Origin of the sequence: Demequina lignilytica, from assembly GCF_030418375.1 — a bacterium.
In the GTDB taxonomy this organism is placed as follows: domain Bacteria; phylum Actinomycetota; class Actinomycetes; order Actinomycetales; family Demequinaceae; genus Demequina; species Demequina lignilytica.
Genome location: NZ_JAUHPZ010000002.1, coordinates 23,229 through 38,588 on the forward strand (window position 1 = coordinate 23,229; position 15,360 = coordinate 38,588).

Consider the following 15,360-nt stretch of genomic DNA (forward strand, 5'->3'; position numbering starts at 1 on the left):
TCAGCGAGGCGGAGCGGTCGAGGCGCGCTCCTCGAGCTCGACGGGCATGATCACGTGCGGCTCGGCCGGCTCCCGTCCCGCGAGCCGCTCGAGCAGCATCCGCACCACCTCGACACCCATCTCGTGCAGCGGCTGGCGCACGGTGGTGAGGGGGACCGGGGCCGTGCAGGCCTCGGGCACGCCGCCGTAGCCGATGATCGACAGGTCGTCCGGAACGGCCAGCCCCGCGTCGAGCGCGGTCTCCATGAACGCGACCGCCATCCCGTCGGAGGCCGACACCACCGCGGTCGGCGGCTGCTCGAACGCGAGCATCGCCTCGGCCGCGTGGGCGGCACGCTCGGGCAGACCCTCCGCCTCCGCGATGAGGTCCTGATCGCAGGAGATCCCGGCGGCCTCGAGGGTCTCGCGGAACGCCTCCTCCGCCCGCCGCGACGAGTCGAGATCATGGCGTCCCGCGAGGAAGCCGATGCGCCGGTGACCCAGGTCGATGAGGTGGCGCGTCGCGAGCCGGATCCCGGCGTCCGCGTCCGCGGCCACGGTCGGACGCGGCGTGAAGCGGTAGTGCGGGTCGAGCGCGACGGTCGGGATGCGCGTGCTCGCGTTGACCACGGTCGGGCCGATGATCACGGCGCCGTCGGCGAGCACCCCTGCGAGGGTCGACAACGACTTGCGCTCCCAGCCGTGGTCGGGGCCCCCGACGTGGAGGTGCAGGCCGTAGCCGGCATCCGCGAGGGCGGCGGCGACCCCCTTGAGCAGCTCCGCGACGTACGCGTCGAACTGCGGCGCGAGCACGGCGACCGCGCGGGTGCGTGGCCCTCGTGCACGCACCGTCGCGAGCCCGGCGTCGTAGCCCAGCTCCTCGATGGCCCCGTGCACGCGCGCGACGGTCGCCCGCGAGACCCCGTAGCGCCCGTTCACCACCTTCGACACGGTGGCGACCGAGACGCCCGCACGGTGCGCGACGTCGGCGAGCGTGACCCTGGGTGACGTGTCCATCACCGCAGGATACGTCCGCTCAGCAGGGACGATGCGGGCCGCAGGGCCCGGGTGCCGCGGCGCGTCAGGCGTCGATCGAGCCCGAGAAGCCGCCCTCCTGCACCGCGAAGGCGAACAGCGCGATGTACGCGATGACGACGATCACCGTGATGCCGATCCCGACGTAGCCGAGGATGGTCCCCCACAGGGCCAGGCCGCGATTGCGCGCCTCGCCCCGCCGGACCGCGCCGAGCCCCAGATGGCCGAACACGACCGCCGCGACGGAGCCGACGAACGGGGCGACGAAGAACGCCGCGATGCTCGCGACCAGGGAGACGATCCCCATCCAGTTCTTCTCGTCCCCGCGCGGGCCGAACGTGGGGAATGCGGGGGCGCCGTACTGCGGTGCCGGGTAGGAGGGCTGGCCGTACGCGGGCGCGGGAGACGGCTGCGCGTAGCCGCGGGTGTCCTGGTGGGCCGGCGGGACGTACGGAGGGGGCGTCGGCTGCCCCTGGGGCTCGGCGGCGAACGGGTCGGGCGGCGTCTGGCCGTAGGTCATGATCGGTCCCCTCAGGTGCGCTGGTGCGGCGAGACTATCAGCGCCGATCGCACGTCCCGGGGGCGGTCAGGCGCCGCTGCTGCCGCGCTTGCGCTTGGACTGCTCGCGGAGCCAGGCCAGGTACTCCGGGTCGTCGTCGGGCGCCACGGGCTCGCGCCGGGTCGCCGGAGGGGTGGAGGGGCCCGTGCGCGCCGCGAGGATCCAGAGGATCGCGCCCAGGTAGGGGAGGAGCACGATCGCGAGCGTCCACGCCCACTTGGCGAAGCCGTACGGCCGCTTCTCCTGGCGCTGGAGCATGTCCGACAGCGCGTAGACCACGAGGCCGAGGTACAGCAGGGGGAGGACCACGCGCACGAACATCCCCCAAGCCTACGCCGGGTACCGTGGTGGGCATGAGAGTTCTCGCCTACTGGGCCGCGCGCACCGGCATCTTCCTCGCGGTGCTGGGGATCCTGTGGCTGGTCGGCTGGCGCGACCTTCTCGTCTTCGTGGCCGCCTTCGTGGTCGCGTGGCTGGTCTCCTACCTCGCGCTGCCCGGGCTCAAGGCCGGAGCCGCCGCCCAGATGGACGGCTGGATCACCCGCTCCGAGCGCGGCATCAGGGCCGCCGCCGCGGAGGAGGACGCGGAGATCGAGAACGGACCGACGCGCCCCTGACCGGGGCTCAGATCGCGATGCCCACGGCGAGCAGCAGGCCGTAGGCGAGGCCGACGCCGGAGATCCCCGCGAACATCACCCTGAAGTTCGCGCCCTCGGCGCCCATCCGCATCCCGAGCGCGATGAACAGCGCGGGCAGGGCGATGAAGGTCGCGCCGAGCGCGAACGGGTGCACGAAGGCGACGAGCACGGCGCACACGATCGGGAGCGTCACCACGGCCGCGAACAGGCGGCGTGCCCGGAACTCGCCCAGCTTGACCGCCAGCGTGCGCTTGCCCGCGAGGGCGTCGGTGGCGAGGTCACGGATGTTGTTCACGAGCAGCAGGGCGACGGAGAACATGCCGACGCCGGCGGAGGCCGCGACGGCCCACCACGTGACGGTGCCGGCCTGCGTGTACATCGTGCCCAGCACGGCGACCGGCCCGAAGAAGATGAACACGCTCACCTCTCCCCACCCGGCGTAGCCGTAGGGGCGGGACGATCCCGTGTAGGTCCACGCCGCGATCACCGCGACGGCGCCCACCGCCAGCAGCCACCACTGACCCGACAGCCACACCAGCAGCAGTCCGAGCACGGCCCCGAGCGCGAGCGATGCGTACGCGGCGTTCTTCACCGAGCGTGGCAGCGCCTTGCCCGAGGCCACGAGCCGCTCGGGGCCGATCCGGTCCACGTCGGTGCCGCGGATGCCGTCCGCGTAGTCGTTGGCGTAGTTCGACCCGATCTGGAGCGCAAGCGCGACGCCGAGCGCGATGAGCGCGAGCAGCGGTCGGAAACCGCCGATGGCGGACGCGGACGCGCTGCCGACCAGCACGGGCACGGCTCCGGTCCACAGGGTGCGGGGGCGTGCGCCGGCGATCCAGTCGGCGGTGGTGGTCATCGAATCTCCTCCTGTGGGGCGGCGAGGGAACGCGCGGCCGCCCGGTCAATCTTCCCACCGGCGGTGCGCGGCACCTCCCCGACGCGGACGATGCGTCGCGGGCGTGACGGCCCGGGCAGCGCCGAGATCGCGGACGCCAGGGCCGCATCGTCCACCGCGCCGGCGAGCACCGCGACCACCCTCTCGCCCCACTGGGCGTCCGGGACCCCGACCACCGCGCAGGCCTCGACCCCGGGCACCGCCTCGAGGGCGCGCTCGACCGGCAGCGGATGGACCTTGACGCCGCCTGTGTTGATCACGTGGTCGGCGCGGCCGAGCACGGTGAGCGCCCCGTCCCGCAGCTCGCCCAGGTCCGAGGTGACGAACCATCGCCGCCCCTCGACCGTCTCGAACGCCGCATCGTCCCCGTCGGCGTAGCCCGCGGCGAGCGTGGGGCCGGCGATGCGGATGCGGCCGTCCGGCCCGATCGCGACCTCCACGCCGTCGAGCGGGCGGCCGTCGTACACGCAGCCGCCCGACGTCTCCGACATCCCGTAGGTCGAGACCACGCCGGGCGGCAGGTCCGCGTCGGGCAGCGCGGCGCCGCCGACGAGCACCGCCTCGAACCGTGCGAGCGCCTCGCGCCCGGCGGGCTCGGCGAGCAGCCGGCGCAGCTGGGTGGGCACCAGGGAGACGTGGTGGGGCCCGTCGGGGAGGGACAATGCGGCGGCGGCGAAGGCGTCCGCCGTGAAGCGGCCGGGAGGGAGGGTCGACAGCGGGGCGTCCGCGAGCCGGGCGCGGGCCACGACCATCGCGCCGCCGATCCGGTCCGCGGGGATCGCGAGCAGCCATCCGGCCTCCCCGAGGCGCGCGGCGGTCGCCGCCGCCGACGCGCGCATCGCCGCGGCCGGCACCTGCACCACGCGTGGGGCGCCGGTCGATCCCGAGGTCCGGACCGCGATCCCGTCGGCGGCGCCCGCGAGGGCGGCGTCGACCGCGGCGAGGGGATCGGGCGACAGGTGGGCGAAGATCACCGGATCACCCTACGGCGACGCCTACACTTCACCGCATGAGACCCACCCGCGTGACCTCCGCGGTCGCGGCCGCGCTGGCCCTGGTGGGCCTCGCCGCCTGCGCCCCCGCCACCACGGACTCCTCGCCCCAGGCGACCGTCTCGGTCGCTCCGGCCTCCGCGACCCCCACGCTTCCGGCGGCGCCCGAGGACCCGCGCCCCGAGGTGATCTGGCCGCTCACCGGCCTCGACGCGTCGGACGCGTCCGCCGCGGAGCTGGCGAGGCCCGCGCTGTCGATCAAGATCGAGAACAGCGCCGCCGCGCGCCCGCAGGAGAACCTCGACCAGGCCGACGTGGTGTTCGAGGAGTACGTCGAGGCCGGCATCTCGCGGCTCATCGCCGTCTACCACTCGCAGATGCCGGACTCCGTCGGGCCGGTGCGGTCGATGCGGCCGATGGACCGCAACATCATGGGATCGTTCGCGGGGCCGCTCGTGTTCTCGGGCGCGCAGAACCGGTTCGTCACCGCGACCGTGAACTCGGGGCAGCAGGTCATCACCCAGGACATCGGGTCCTACGGCTTCTATCGCACCAGCGGCCGACGGGCGCCGCACAACCTCCACGCCTACCTGGACAAGATCCTCGAGCAGGCGGATGACGACATGACGACGCCGCCCGAGCAGTGGGCCATCGCGTACCCGGAGGAGACCGCCACCGCGCAGGTCGAGGGCAGCGACGCGAGCAGCATCCAGATCCACATGTCGAGCTACTCGAACCCGTCCTGGCGGTGGGATGCCTCGGAGGAGCTGTGGTTGCGCTCCGAGGGGTCGTCGCCGCACGTCACCATGGCGGGGGTGCAGCTCTCGGCGACCAACGTCGTCATGCTGTGGGTGAGCGTGGAGTACACGTCGGGGAACGCGAAGACCTCGGTGCCGGAGACGCTCGTCGCCGGTCGGAGCGGTGCAGGGTACGTCGTGTCGGGCGACCGCATGATCCCGATCGAGTGGAGCAAGGCGGGGCAGTACGAGCCGTTCGTGCTGACCACGGAGGCCGGCGACCCGGTCGCGCTGATGCCGGGACAGACCTGGTTCGAGCTGATCCCGAACAAGGGCGTCGGCCACCCGACGTCGATCGACATCTCCTGAGGCCATGACGCCCTCCGTCGCCGTCCTCACCGGCGCCGGGATCTCCACCTCGACCGGGATCCCGGACTTCCGCGGTCCCGGCGGCCTGTGGACCCGGTCGCCGGAGAAGGTCCGGCTGCTCGACATCGACGTGTTCGTGGCCGACCGGGACGCGCGCGTCGAGGGCTGGCGGGACTGGGCCGCGCACCCCGCGTGGACAGCCGCACCGTCGGCGGCGCACCGGGCGCTCGCGTCCGTACCGGGGCTGGCCGTCCTGACCCAGAACTTCGACGGCCTGCACCAGGCGGCGGGGACGGCCGCGTCGGACGTCGTCGAGCTGCATGGCACGCTGGTGACCACGTCCTGCCTGACGTGCGGGGAGACGTACGTCACCGCGACGGTGGTCGCGCGCCTCGCCTCGGAGCCCGACCCCCGGTGCGACGGCTGCGGCGGGATCCTCAAGCCCGACATCGTGTACTTCGGGGAGGCGCTGTCCGAGGCCGACCTCGAGCGGGCGGACCGTGCCGCCCGGACCTGCGACCTGTTCGTGGCGGTCGGCACCACGCTGCAGGTCTACCCGGTGGCGGCGCTGGCCGGCACGGCGGTGCGGGCGGGCGCGGAGCTCGTGATCGTCAACGCCTCGCCGACCGCGTACGACGCCCAGGCCGCGCGGGTGATCCGGGAGCCGATCGACCAGGCGGTGCCGGCGCTCGTCGAGGAGCTCGGCGGCTGAGCGCCGCCCGCTCTCAGAACGCGTACGGGAAGCGGGTCCAGTCCGGGTCCCGGCGCTCGAGGAAGGCGTCGCGGCCCTCCTGCGCCTCGTCGGTCATGTAGGCCATGCGGGTCGCCTCCCCGGCGAACACCTGCTGGCCCGCGAGGCCGTCGTCGGCGAGGTTGAACGCGAACTTCAGCATCCGGATCGCCTGGGGCGACTTGGTCGCGATGATCCGGGCGTAGTCGAGCGCGCGCGTCTCGAGCTCCCCGTGCGGAACCGACTCGTTCACGGCGCCCCACCGCTCCGCGTCGTCGGCCGAGTACTCACGGGCCAGGAAGAAGATCTCCCGAGCGCGCTTGTCGCCCACCTGGCGGGCCAGCAGGGCCGAGCCGTAGCCCGCGTCGAAGCTCCCGACGTTGGCGTCGGTCTGCTTGAACCGTGCGTGCTCGCGCGACGCGATCGACAGGTCGCTCACCACGTGGAGCGAGTGCCCGCCTCCCGCGGCCCAGCCGTTCACCGCGGCGATGGTCACCTTCGGCGACGTGCGCATCAGGCGCTGCACCTCGAGGATGTGGAGCCGGCCGCCGTAGGCCGGGGCGTCCTGGGCGCTGCCCTCGTAGAGGTAGCCGTCCTTGCCGCGGATGCGCTGGTCTCCGCCCGAGCAGAACGCGTGCACCCCGTCCGCCGCGGGACCGTTGCCCGTGAGGATGATCGCCGCCACGTCCACCGTCTGGCGGGCGTGGTCGACGGCTCGATAGAGCTCGTCGACGGTCTGCGGGCGGAACGCGTTGCGCACCTCGGGGCGGTTGAAGCCGATGCGCACGGCCGGCAGGTCACGCTCGCCCTCGGGGCCGCGCGCGACCCACCGGTGATACGTGATGTCCGCGTCGGGGAAGCCGTCGATCGCGCGCCACCGCGCGGGGTCCATCAGGTCGGAGACCTGCGCCGGGATGTCGCTCATGTGCTCGAGCGTAGCCGCGGGGACCGGGGGGACCGGGCCGCCCTAGGCTGGCCCCATGGAGTTCCGGCCCTTCCGCGTCCAGCTCGCGACGCGCTTCCGCGGCGTCACCGAGCGCCACGGCGTCCTGATCAGGGGCCGCGGGCCCGACGGCAGGGACGCCTGGGGCGAGTACTCCCCGTTCCCCGACTACACCCCGGAGCGCGCGTCGCGCTGGTGGGCCGCCGCCACGGAGGCGGCACGCGGCGAGTGGCCGGAGCCGGTGCGCGACACGGTGCCGGTCAACAGCATCGTCCCGGAGCTCCCGTCCGGTCGGGCCGCCCAGCTGGCGAAGGCCGGCGGCTGCACCACCGCGAAGGTCAAGGTCGCCGGCACGATGCGGATCATCGACGACGCGCGACGCGTCGAGGCCGTCGCGATCGCCCTGGGCCCCGAGGGCCGGGTGCGGGTGGACGCCAACGGTGCGTGGGACGTCGACACGGCGGTGAAGGCGCTCCGGGAGCTCGACGCCGCGGCCCGGGCGGGCGGCGGCCCCGGCCTCGAGTACGTCGAGCAGCCCTGCATGCGCGTCGAGGATCTCGCGGAGGTGCGCCGGCGCACGCATGTGCCGGTCGCTGCAGACGAGTCCGTGCGGATCCCGGGCGACGCCGATGCGGTGATGCGGCTGGGCGCGGCCGACATCCTGGTGCTCAAGGTCGCCCCGATGGGCGGCGTCCAGGCCTGCCTCGACGTGGTCGACCGGTACGACGTCCCCGTGGTGGTCTCGTCGGCGATGGAGTCCTCGGTGGGTCTGCTCGCGGGCGTCGCGCTCGCCCGCGCGCTGCCCGAGCTCCCCTACGCCTGCGGGCTGGGCACGTCGGAGCTGCTCGCGACCGACACCGTCCGGAAGCCGATCGTGCCCCACGACGGTGTGATCGGCCCGGTCACGCTGGACGTGATCGTGTGACCGAGCACCCGTCGGCGGCGTTCGCCCGCGCGCTCGTCGCCGCGCTCACGGAGCACGGCGTCGAGGACTACGTCCTGAGCCCGGGGTCGCGCTCGGGTCCCCTCGCGCACGCGCTCGCGGAGGCTGGTTCGGGCAACCCCCCGCTCGGCGCACCGCGGGTGCGGCTGCACGTCCGCATCGACGAGCGCACCGCGGGCTTCCTGGCGCTCGGCGTCGCACGCGGACGGGCGACGACCGGGACGGCGCGCCCGGTCGCCCTGGTGACCACCTCCGGCACCGCGGTCGGGAACCTGCTCCCGGCGGTCATGGAGGCGCATCACGCCGGGGTGCCGCTGCTCCTGCTCACGGCGGACCGGCCCGAGGAGCTGCGCGGGGTGGGAGCCAACCAGACGACGACGCAGCCGGGCATCTTCGGCGGCTTCGTGCAGTGGTCGACGGACGAGCCCGCCCCGGCCGACGGCGACCAGGTCCCCCGCGCGGCGCGTCTCGCCGCGACGGCGGTCGCCCGCGCCCTCGGCGATCCCTCACGGGACGACATGTCGGGAGCGCCCGGCCCCGTCCACCTCAACCTCTCCTTCCGCGACCCGCTCGGCCCCGATGGGGGCGTGTGGCCCGGGGTGCCCGCCGCACCCGCCCGCCCCGAGCCCCGTCCCGACGGGGGAGAGCCGCTGCCCGCCGTCGCGCGCGGCGTCGTGGTGGCGGGGGACGGCGCGGGCGATGTCGCGCGCCGGGTCGCCGAGGCGCACGGCTGGCCCCTGCTCGCCGAGCCGACGTCGGGCGCCCGCGCCGGCCGCGCCGCCATCCCCGACTACGTGCGGCTGCTGACCTCCCCGCGGGGCGAGGAGCTCGTGCGTCGGACGCACCTGGTGGTGGTCGTCGGGCGGCCGACCCTCTCGCGCCCCGTGCAGGCGCTGATCGCGAGGGCACCCTCCCTGCACGTCGCGGGCTTCGGGGCGCGCTGGCGCGAGGCCCCGCATCACGCTGACCGCGTGCTCGCGCGGGTGCCCGCCGCGTGGTGGGGCAGGTCCGACGCCGCCGATCCGGACTGGCTCGCCTCGTGGCGTGCGGCCGCCGGCGACACGCCGTCGCCCGAGGGGTGGGGTCCCCGGGTGGTCGCCGCCGAGGTCGCCGCCGCGTGGCGGGGCGGGATGCTCGGCGTGGTCGGCTCCTCGGGACCGGTGCGCGCGCTGGACCGCGTGATGCCGGCGGCGCGCGCGGGCGGAGCGCCCACGGTGCTCGCGAACCGCGGCCTGGCGGGCATCGACGGGACCGTGTCCACCGCCGCGGGCGTCGCGCTCGGGTCGGGGCGGCCGGTGCTCGCGCTCATGGGCGACGTGACCTTCCTTCACGATGCCGGCGGGCTGCTCGTCGGGCCTCTCGAGGAACGTCCGGAGCTACGGATCGTCGTCGTGAACGACGGCGGCGGCACGTTGTTCTCGACCCTCGAGCACGCCGGCGGCGACCCGGATGCGGTCGAACGCGTCTTCCTCACGCCCCACGGCGCCGATCTCGGGGCGCTGTGCGCGGGCTACCGCGTTCCGCACCGCCGGGTCGGTGCGCGCGACGAGCTCGCGGCCGCGCTCGCGGCGCCCCTGACCGGGCTCGAGGTGATCGAGGCCCGCCTGTAGGCGCCGCCAGGTCAGTCGATCCGACGAGCCCTCAGCACCGCGTCGAGGCGCGTCGTCTCGTGCCCGTCGAGCGTGGCTGCACGCTCGCGGACCTCGGCGACCTCGATCTCCCACATCGCGGGGTCGAGACCCAGCGCCGCATCCTCCGCCCGGAAGGCGGTGTGGCTGAGACGGGGGTGCTCCTGAACGTGGGCGTCGCGCGGGTCGTGGCCCACGACCAGCAGCAGGCCGCCCGGCGCGACCAGCCGGCCCAGGGTCCGGACCAGCGAGGCGATACCCGCCTGCGGGTGCGCGAAGTGCGCCGTCACCAGGTCGTAGGCGCGCGCCTCCATCGAGGGTCCGGTCGCGTCACCGACGCGCCAGTCGACCTTGCCGGCGATCGCCTCGCTGATGGCGTGCTGGCGGCCCCGGCTGATCGCGGTCTCGGAGATGTCGACCGCGGTCACGGTCCACCCCTGCGAGGCGAGCCACACGGCGTCCGCGCCCTCGCCGCAGCCGGCGTCGAGCGCGCGGCCCGGCTCGAGCATGGCCGCCTCCGTCATGAGCTGGACGTTGGGCTGCGCGCTCCACACGGCCGAACGGGACGCGTAGCGCTCCTCCCAGTCGGCCGCGTCCCAGCTCGCGCTCGCCGCCTTGACCGGAGTCTCGGCCGTGCGGGTCGAGGCGAAGGTGGGGATCTCCCCCACCTCGGCCGGGTCGACCTGCAGCTCCGGGAAGTCGACCTCGCCCGTGTAGTCGAAGCGTGCGACAGGGGCGGCGGACGATGCGGGTGCCTGCTCCGGCTCGGGGGTCGGCTCGGCCTCGGCCTCGGCCTCGGGCTCGGGCTCGGGTTGCGGCTGAGGCTCGGGCTCGGGCTCCGGTGCCTTGGCCTTGGCTCGCGACCGACGCTTCGGCTTCGGGGCGGGCTCCGGCTCGGGCTCGGGCTCCGGCTCCGGCTCGGGCTCGGGCTCGGGCTCCGGCTCGGGTTCAGCCTCGGGCTCCGGCTCGGGCTCCGGCTCCGGCTCGATCCCCAGCGCCTTGCGCATCGGCTCGAGCTTCGCCTCGGACTCGGCCCATTCCGACTCGGGCTCGCTGGCCGCGACGATCCCGCAGCCGGCGTAGAGGCGCACGTCGCGAGGGTCCTCCGCGGACAGCTGCGCCGACCTCAGGCCGATGCACCACTCGCCGTCGCCGGCGGCGTCGATCCATCCGACCGGGCCCGCGTACCTGCCGCGGTCGAGCGGTTCCAGCTCGTCGATCACGGCGGCGGCCGCGACGGTCGGGGTGCCGCACACGGCGGCGCTGGGGTGCAGCTCCGCCACCAGCTCGAGCGCCGCCACGTTGTGCGACAGCACGCCGGTGACATCGGTCGCGAGGTGCATGACGTTGGGCAGGTGCAGCACGAACGGCTCGTCGGGCACGTTCACCGACGCGCAATGGGCCCCCAGCACCTGGGTGACGGAGCGCGCGGCGTACTCGTGCTCCTCACGGTCCTTCGAGGAGCGGGCGAGCGCACCGGCGCGGGCCAGGTCGGCCGCGTCATCGCCGGTCATCCGGATGGTGCCGGCGAGCACGCGTGACGTCACCAGGCCGTGGTCGACCCGGGCGAGCAGCTCGGGCGTCGCCCCGATGAGCCCGTCGACGTGGAAGGCCCAGCACATCGGATACTCGTCCGCGAGCCTGCTCAGCACGGTGCGGACGTCGATCGGGCGCTCGGCGCGAGCGTCGACGGCACGGGCGAGCACCACCTTCTCGAGCGCGCCCTCGCGGATGCGGGCGACGGCGGCCTCGACCGCATCGTCCCAGCCCTGACGGTCGGCGGGCTGCGCGGCCACGGCGCCGTGCTCGCTCGGTGCCGTCCTTCCCGCGGTCGCCGCCTCGAGCAGGACGGCTGCCTCCGGGTCGTGGGCGATGACGGTGAACCAGGCGCGACCGTCGCGCCGACCCATGAGGTAGCGGGGGACGATCAGCGTGCCGCCCGCCCCGGAGTCGTCGGCGAAGGAGAAGGAGCCGAAGGCGACCAGGCCGGTGCCGCGCGTCCGGACGTCGTCCTGGACGGTCGCGTGCCGGGTGAGCAGGCGCCACCATGCCTGGGCGGCGTTCATGCGGTCCGCGCCGCCGGCCTCGAACCGCGCGGCCTCGCCCCAGGCGACCATGCCCTCGCCGCGACGCACCCACGACAGGCCGGCCTCGGGCAGCGCCGCGATCAGATCGCCCGGGTCCTCGATCTCGACGGTGCGGACGGTCAGGGGGCCGGGGGCGGCTGCGGCGATGCTCACCCGTCCAGCCTAGGGGCACGGGGCTCGCGGATCCCCAGTCGTGTGAGGTAGTCGTTGACGAACCGTCCGGCGGGGTCGAGCGTCTCGAACACCGCCTTCGCGTCGGCGAGCCGTGGCGTCACCCGGGCGATCGCCGCGCCGTCGAACGCGTGCCACTTGCCCCAGTGCGGGCGGGCGTCGAACGGGGCCAGCGCCCGCTCGATCTCCGGGAGCAGCGCACGCACGGGCTCGGGGTGAGGCGCCCATGTGAAGTGGATCGCGAGGGTCTCGCGTCCGTAGGCGCCGGACAGCCATAGGTCGTCCGCGGCGACCGCGCGCAGCTCGGACACGAGCAGGTGCGGGACGATGCGGTCGCCCAGCGCGCGCACTGCGGCGAGCGCGTCTCCCGCGGCCTCCATGGGCACGAAGTACTCGGTCTGGATCTCCTCGCCGTTGGACGGCGTGTGCGTGAGCCGGAAGTGGGGGAGCCGGTCGATCCACGGTCCGGGGATCCCGTGGGGCGTCAGCGCGCCGGGGTCGCCGTCGACCAGGCGGGTGTCGCCCACCGCCTGCCGCGTCGCGCCCCACCACTCGTCGGGCGGCTCGGCTCCGGCGCGCACGCCGCTCTTGCGCCAGATCTGCTGCACCGTGTCCTCGGTCCAGGTGGTGAAGATCGACACGGAGTACGCGTCGGCGAGCACGTCGCGCGCATGCTCGAGCAGCACCTCCCACGGCAGGCCGACGTAGACGTCCTGACGCACGTCGTAGGTGGGCTGGACGGTCAGCGACAGCTCGGTGATGATCCCGAAGGCACCGACCCCGACCGCCACCGCGGGGAACTCGGGATGCATGTGCCGGATCGTGCACAGGTCGCCCGCGGCGTCGACGAACTCGATCCGGCTCAGCGCCGTCGACTGGCAGCCGTTGAGCACGCCCGAGCCGTGGGTGCCGGTCGCGGTGGCGCCGGCGAGGGAGATGTGGGGGAGCGAGCCCGTGTTGTGCAACGCCCAGCCGCGCTCCTGGAGCCATCTGCCCAGGACCCCGTACCGGATCCCCGCGGGCGTCGTGACCGTCGGGTGCGACGGGTCGGTGACGTCGATGAAGGGGGTGCCGCCGATCCCGGTCACCGTGACGAGCGTGCCGTCGGTGTCCGCGATGTCGTTGAAGCTGTGGCGGGTGCCGAGCGCCTTGACACGCCCCGGTGCCGCGCGCACCGCCTCCTGCACCTGGGCGACCGTGGACGCCTCCACGACGCCGAGCGCGCCGAACCGGTGCGTGCCTGCCCACGTCGTCCCAGCGTCCCTCATGATTGCAACGTAGCAACCGACGCCCGCCGCCAGGAAGAGGACGCCCGCGAGTCCCGCATCGTCCATGCCACGGGCACCCTCGAAGGCTGACTACAGTTGTCGGGTGCGTACTGAGGCAGACGTCATCGTGATCGGAGCGGGTCCGGGTGGGGCCGCGGCGGCGCGCTACCTCGCGGCCGAGGGCTTCGACGTCATCGCGCTGGAGAAGTCCCACTACCCCCGCGAGAAGGTCTGCGGCGACGGGCTCACGCCCCGCGCGGTCCGCGAGCTGCAGCTGATCGGGCTGCCGACCCCGCGCGAGGAGGGGTGGATCCCCAACCACGGCCTGCGCATGGTGGGCGGCGGCCACCGGCTGGAGTTCCCGTGGCACGACCTGGAGGAGTTCCCGAACTACGGGCTGTCCCTCCCGCGCGCGCAGTTCGACCAGCGCCTCGCGGAGCACGCGCGTGCCGCGGGCGCGGACGTGCGCGAGGGCTGGTACGTGGAGTCCGCGCTGCGCGACGAGCGTCAGGCGGGTCACGCCGGCGGCGGTCGTGTGGTCGGGGTGGTCGCGCGGCAGACCGATGCGCGCGGCCGCAAGATCGGCGATCCGGTCGAGTTCCGGGCCCCGCTGGTGATCGCCGCGGACGGCGTGAGCGCCCGCATCGCGCTCGGCATGGGGCTCGAGCGCAAGGAGAACCGCCCGATGGGTGTCGCCGTGCGCACCTACTTCACCACGCCGCGTCACGACGAGGAGTGGATGGAGGGCCACCTCGAGATCTGGGACGGCGAGCGCGGGCGGTCGAACCTCCTGCCCGGCTACGGGTGGATCTTCCCCCTCGGCGACGGCACCGCCAACGTGGGCCTCGGCACCCTCAGCGCGAAGGGCACGCCCTCCAAGCTCGACCACCGCGCGCTGCTGCGCGACTGGCTCGACCACGCGGCGCAGGACTGGGAGCTCGGCGAGCAGGTCGGGCAGATCAAGGGCGCCGCGATCCCGATGGCCTTCAACCGCCAGCCGCACTACGTGCCCGGCATGATGCTCGTGGGCGACTCCGGCGGCATGGTCAACCCGTTCAACGGCGAGGGCATCGCCTACGCGATGCAGGCCGCGCGGCGCGCGACCGAGGCCGCCGTGGCCTGGCGGGACGCCCCGGGCGCCCGCGAGGAGGAGAAGGCGCTCGCGAGCTACGCGCGCATGATGAAGGACGACCTGGGCGGCTACTACAACCTGGGTCGCATCTTCGCCGCGCTGGTCGAGCGCCCCGAGGTGATGAAGGTATGCACGCGGTACGGACTTCCTAGTCCGTTGGTCATGGAGTTCACGTCTAGACTGCTCGCAGATGTCTACGAGCCGCGCGGTGGGAACTGGGCGGACAAGCTGCTGGCGGCGATCGTGAAGGCGGCTCCGGCCGCATGACGACGCCGGCAGATCGACGACGACGACGGAAGGACCTCCCCCAGTGAATCCGTACGTGCCGATCATCGTGATGATGGTGATCGCCGGCCTGCTGGCCGTGGCCGGCCTCGTGGTGAGCTCCATCCTCGGCCCCAAGCGCGCCAACGCGGCGAAGCTCGACAAGTACGAGTCGGGCCTCCAGCCGACCGCGGGCGCCGCCGGGGGCGGTCGCATCCCGATCAAGTACTACCTGGTCGCGATGACGTTCATCGTGTTCGACATCGAGGTGGTCTTCCTGTACCCCTGGGCGGTCGCGCACGGCGCGCTCGGGTGGTTCGGGCTGATCGCCATCATGACCTTCCTCGCCCTCATCACGATCCCGTTCGTGTACGAGTGGCGCCGCGGCGGATTCGAGTGGGACTGACTTATGGGTATTGAAGAGAGCGCACCTCCGTTCCTCCTCGGCACCGTCGAGGACTTCGTCGGCTTCATGCGTGCCGGCTCGCTGTGGCCGGCGACGTTCGGCCTCGCGTGCTGCGCGATCGAGATGATGGCGACGGGCACGCCCCGCTTCGACATCTCGCGCATGGGCTCCGAGGTCTTCCGCGGCTCGCCGCGCCAGGCCGACATGATGATCGTCGCGGGCCGCGTGTCCAACAAGATGGCGCCGATCGTCCGCCAGGTCTACGACCAGATGGCCGAGCCCAAGTGGGTGATCTCGATGGGCGTGTGCGCCTCCTCGGGCGGCATGTTCAACAACTACGCGATCGTGCCCGGCGTGGACCACTTGGTGCCGGTGGACATCTACCTCCCCGGCTGCCCGCCCCGTCCCGAGATGCTGCTCTATGCGCTGCTCGAGCTGCAGGAGCAGGTCCGCAACACGCCGATGGGCCGCAACCGTCGTGAGATCGCCGCCGCCGCCGAGGCCGCCGCGCTCGCCGCGACGCCGACCTCCGACATGAAGGGGCTGCTGCGTTGAGCGACTCCCAGGACCTCACGGGCACGGGC

At 73.8% G+C, this 15,360-nt stretch carries 16 protein-coding genes; 8 read left to right on the forward strand and 8 right to left on the reverse strand.

The window, feature by feature from the left end; genetic code table 11:
• The 3 genes from QQX13_RS03665 to QQX13_RS03675 form a co-directional block, all read right to left on the reverse strand.
• Entirely contained in the window at positions 1 to 996 is a 996-nt protein-coding gene (locus QQX13_RS03665; RefSeq protein WP_301119429.1) for a LacI family DNA-binding transcriptional regulator, read from the reverse strand.
• A gap of 64 nt (positions 997 to 1,060) precedes the next feature.
• Positions 1,061 to 1,534 carry a DUF4190 domain-containing protein gene (locus tag QQX13_RS03670; RefSeq protein ID WP_301119431.1) on the reverse strand — a complete coding sequence of 158 codons (474 nt, stop codon included), beginning with the start codon at positions 1,532 to 1,534 and terminating at the stop codon, positions 1,061 to 1,063.
• A gap of 66 nt (positions 1,535 to 1,600) precedes the next feature.
• The gene (locus QQX13_RS03675; protein ID WP_301119433.1) at positions 1,601 to 1,894 is read right to left on the reverse strand and encodes a PLD nuclease N-terminal domain-containing protein; all 294 of its coding nucleotides are present in this window, start codon (positions 1,892 to 1,894) and stop codon (positions 1,601 to 1,603) included.
• Positions 1,895 to 1,926: 32 nt separating this feature from the next.
• On the opposite strand from QQX13_RS03675, the gene QQX13_RS03680 reads away from it, so the two are divergent.
• Entirely contained in the window at positions 1,927 to 2,190 is a 264-nt protein-coding gene (locus tag QQX13_RS03680; RefSeq protein ID WP_301119435.1) for a DUF4229 domain-containing protein, read from the forward strand.
• Positions 2,191 to 2,197: 7 nt separating this feature from the next.
• Here the strand turns inward: QQX13_RS03680 and QQX13_RS03685 are convergent, their stop codons facing one another.
• Together QQX13_RS03685 and QQX13_RS03690 are read right to left on the reverse strand one after the other, a co-directional pair.
• The gene (locus QQX13_RS03685) at positions 2,198 to 3,067 is read right to left on the reverse strand and encodes a 1,4-dihydroxy-2-naphthoate polyprenyltransferase (RefSeq protein ID WP_301119437.1); all 870 of its coding nucleotides are present in this window, start codon (positions 3,065 to 3,067) and stop codon (positions 2,198 to 2,200) included.
• Entirely contained in the window at positions 3,064 to 4,080 is a 1,017-nt protein-coding gene (locus QQX13_RS03690) for an AMP-binding protein (RefSeq protein ID WP_301119439.1), read from the reverse strand. The genes QQX13_RS03685 and QQX13_RS03690 overlap by 4 nt, the downstream gene beginning before the upstream one ends.
• A gap of 35 nt (positions 4,081 to 4,115) precedes the next feature.
• On the opposite strand from QQX13_RS03690, the gene QQX13_RS03695 reads away from it, so the two are divergent.
• Entirely contained in the window at positions 4,116 to 5,204 is a 1,089-nt protein-coding gene (locus tag QQX13_RS03695; protein WP_301152561.1) for a DUF3048 domain-containing protein, read from the forward strand.
• Positions 5,205 to 5,208: 4 nt separating this feature from the next.
• Positions 5,209 to 5,916 carry an SIR2 family NAD-dependent protein deacylase gene (locus QQX13_RS03700; RefSeq protein WP_301152563.1) on the forward strand — a complete coding sequence of 236 codons (708 nt, stop codon included), beginning with the start codon at positions 5,209 to 5,211 and terminating at the stop codon, positions 5,914 to 5,916.
• Positions 5,917 to 5,929: 13 nt separating this feature from the next.
• On the opposite strand, the gene QQX13_RS03705 is transcribed toward QQX13_RS03700, so the two are convergent.
• Complete coding sequence (locus QQX13_RS03705; RefSeq protein WP_301152564.1) at positions 5,930 to 6,859, reverse strand: 1,4-dihydroxy-2-naphthoyl-CoA synthase; 930 nt, start codon at positions 6,857 to 6,859, stop codon at positions 5,930 to 5,932.
• Between the two features lie 55 nt (positions 6,860 to 6,914).
• On the opposite strand from QQX13_RS03705, the gene QQX13_RS03710 reads away from it, so the two are divergent.
• Both QQX13_RS03710 and menD read left to right on the forward strand, forming a co-directional pair.
• Complete coding sequence (locus tag QQX13_RS03710) at positions 6,915 to 7,802, forward strand: o-succinylbenzoate synthase (RefSeq protein ID WP_301152566.1); 888 nt, start codon at positions 6,915 to 6,917, stop codon at positions 7,800 to 7,802.
• Positions 7,799 to 9,430 carry a 2-succinyl-5-enolpyruvyl-6-hydroxy-3-cyclohexene-1-carboxylic-acid synthase gene (menD, locus tag QQX13_RS03715; protein ID WP_301152567.1) on the forward strand — a complete coding sequence of 544 codons (1,632 nt, stop codon included), beginning with the start codon at positions 7,799 to 7,801 and terminating at the stop codon, positions 9,428 to 9,430. The genes QQX13_RS03710 and menD overlap by 4 nt, the downstream gene beginning before the upstream one ends.
• An 11-nt stretch (positions 9,431 to 9,441) precedes the next feature.
• On the opposite strand, the gene QQX13_RS13820 is transcribed toward menD, so the two are convergent.
• Both QQX13_RS13820 and QQX13_RS03730 read right to left on the reverse strand, forming a co-directional pair.
• Positions 9,442 to 11,688: an isochorismate synthase gene (locus tag QQX13_RS13820; protein ID WP_367305453.1), complete on the reverse strand. Its 2,247-nt coding sequence runs from the start codon at positions 11,686 to 11,688 to the stop codon at positions 9,442 to 9,444.
• The gene (locus QQX13_RS03730; RefSeq protein ID WP_301119456.1) at positions 11,685 to 12,974 is read right to left on the reverse strand and encodes a D-arabinono-1,4-lactone oxidase; all 1,290 of its coding nucleotides are present in this window, start codon (positions 12,972 to 12,974) and stop codon (positions 11,685 to 11,687) included. Before QQX13_RS03730 ends, QQX13_RS13820 begins: the two co-directional genes overlap by 4 nt.
• A gap of 103 nt (positions 12,975 to 13,077) precedes the next feature.
• Here QQX13_RS03730 and QQX13_RS03735 point away from each other — a divergent pair, with 103 nt between their 5' ends.
• Genes QQX13_RS03735 through QQX13_RS03745 form a run of 3 tightly spaced genes read left to right on the forward strand, consistent with a single transcriptional unit; the run spans position 13,078 to position 15,331 of the window.
• Positions 13,078 to 14,373, forward strand: a complete 1,296-nt coding sequence (locus QQX13_RS03735) for a geranylgeranyl reductase family protein (RefSeq protein WP_301119458.1) — start codon at positions 13,078 to 13,080, stop codon at positions 14,371 to 14,373.
• Positions 14,374 to 14,416: 43 nt separating this feature from the next.
• Positions 14,417 to 14,776 carry an NADH-quinone oxidoreductase subunit A gene (locus QQX13_RS03740; protein WP_301119459.1) on the forward strand — a complete coding sequence of 120 codons (360 nt, stop codon included), beginning with the start codon at positions 14,417 to 14,419 and terminating at the stop codon, positions 14,774 to 14,776.
• Between the two features lie 3 nt (positions 14,777 to 14,779).
• A complete protein-coding gene (locus QQX13_RS03745) occupies positions 14,780 to 15,331 on the forward strand; it encodes an NADH-quinone oxidoreductase subunit B (RefSeq protein ID WP_301119461.1) in 552 nt (183 codons plus the stop codon).
• Positions 15,332 to 15,360: the final 29 nt, after the last annotated feature.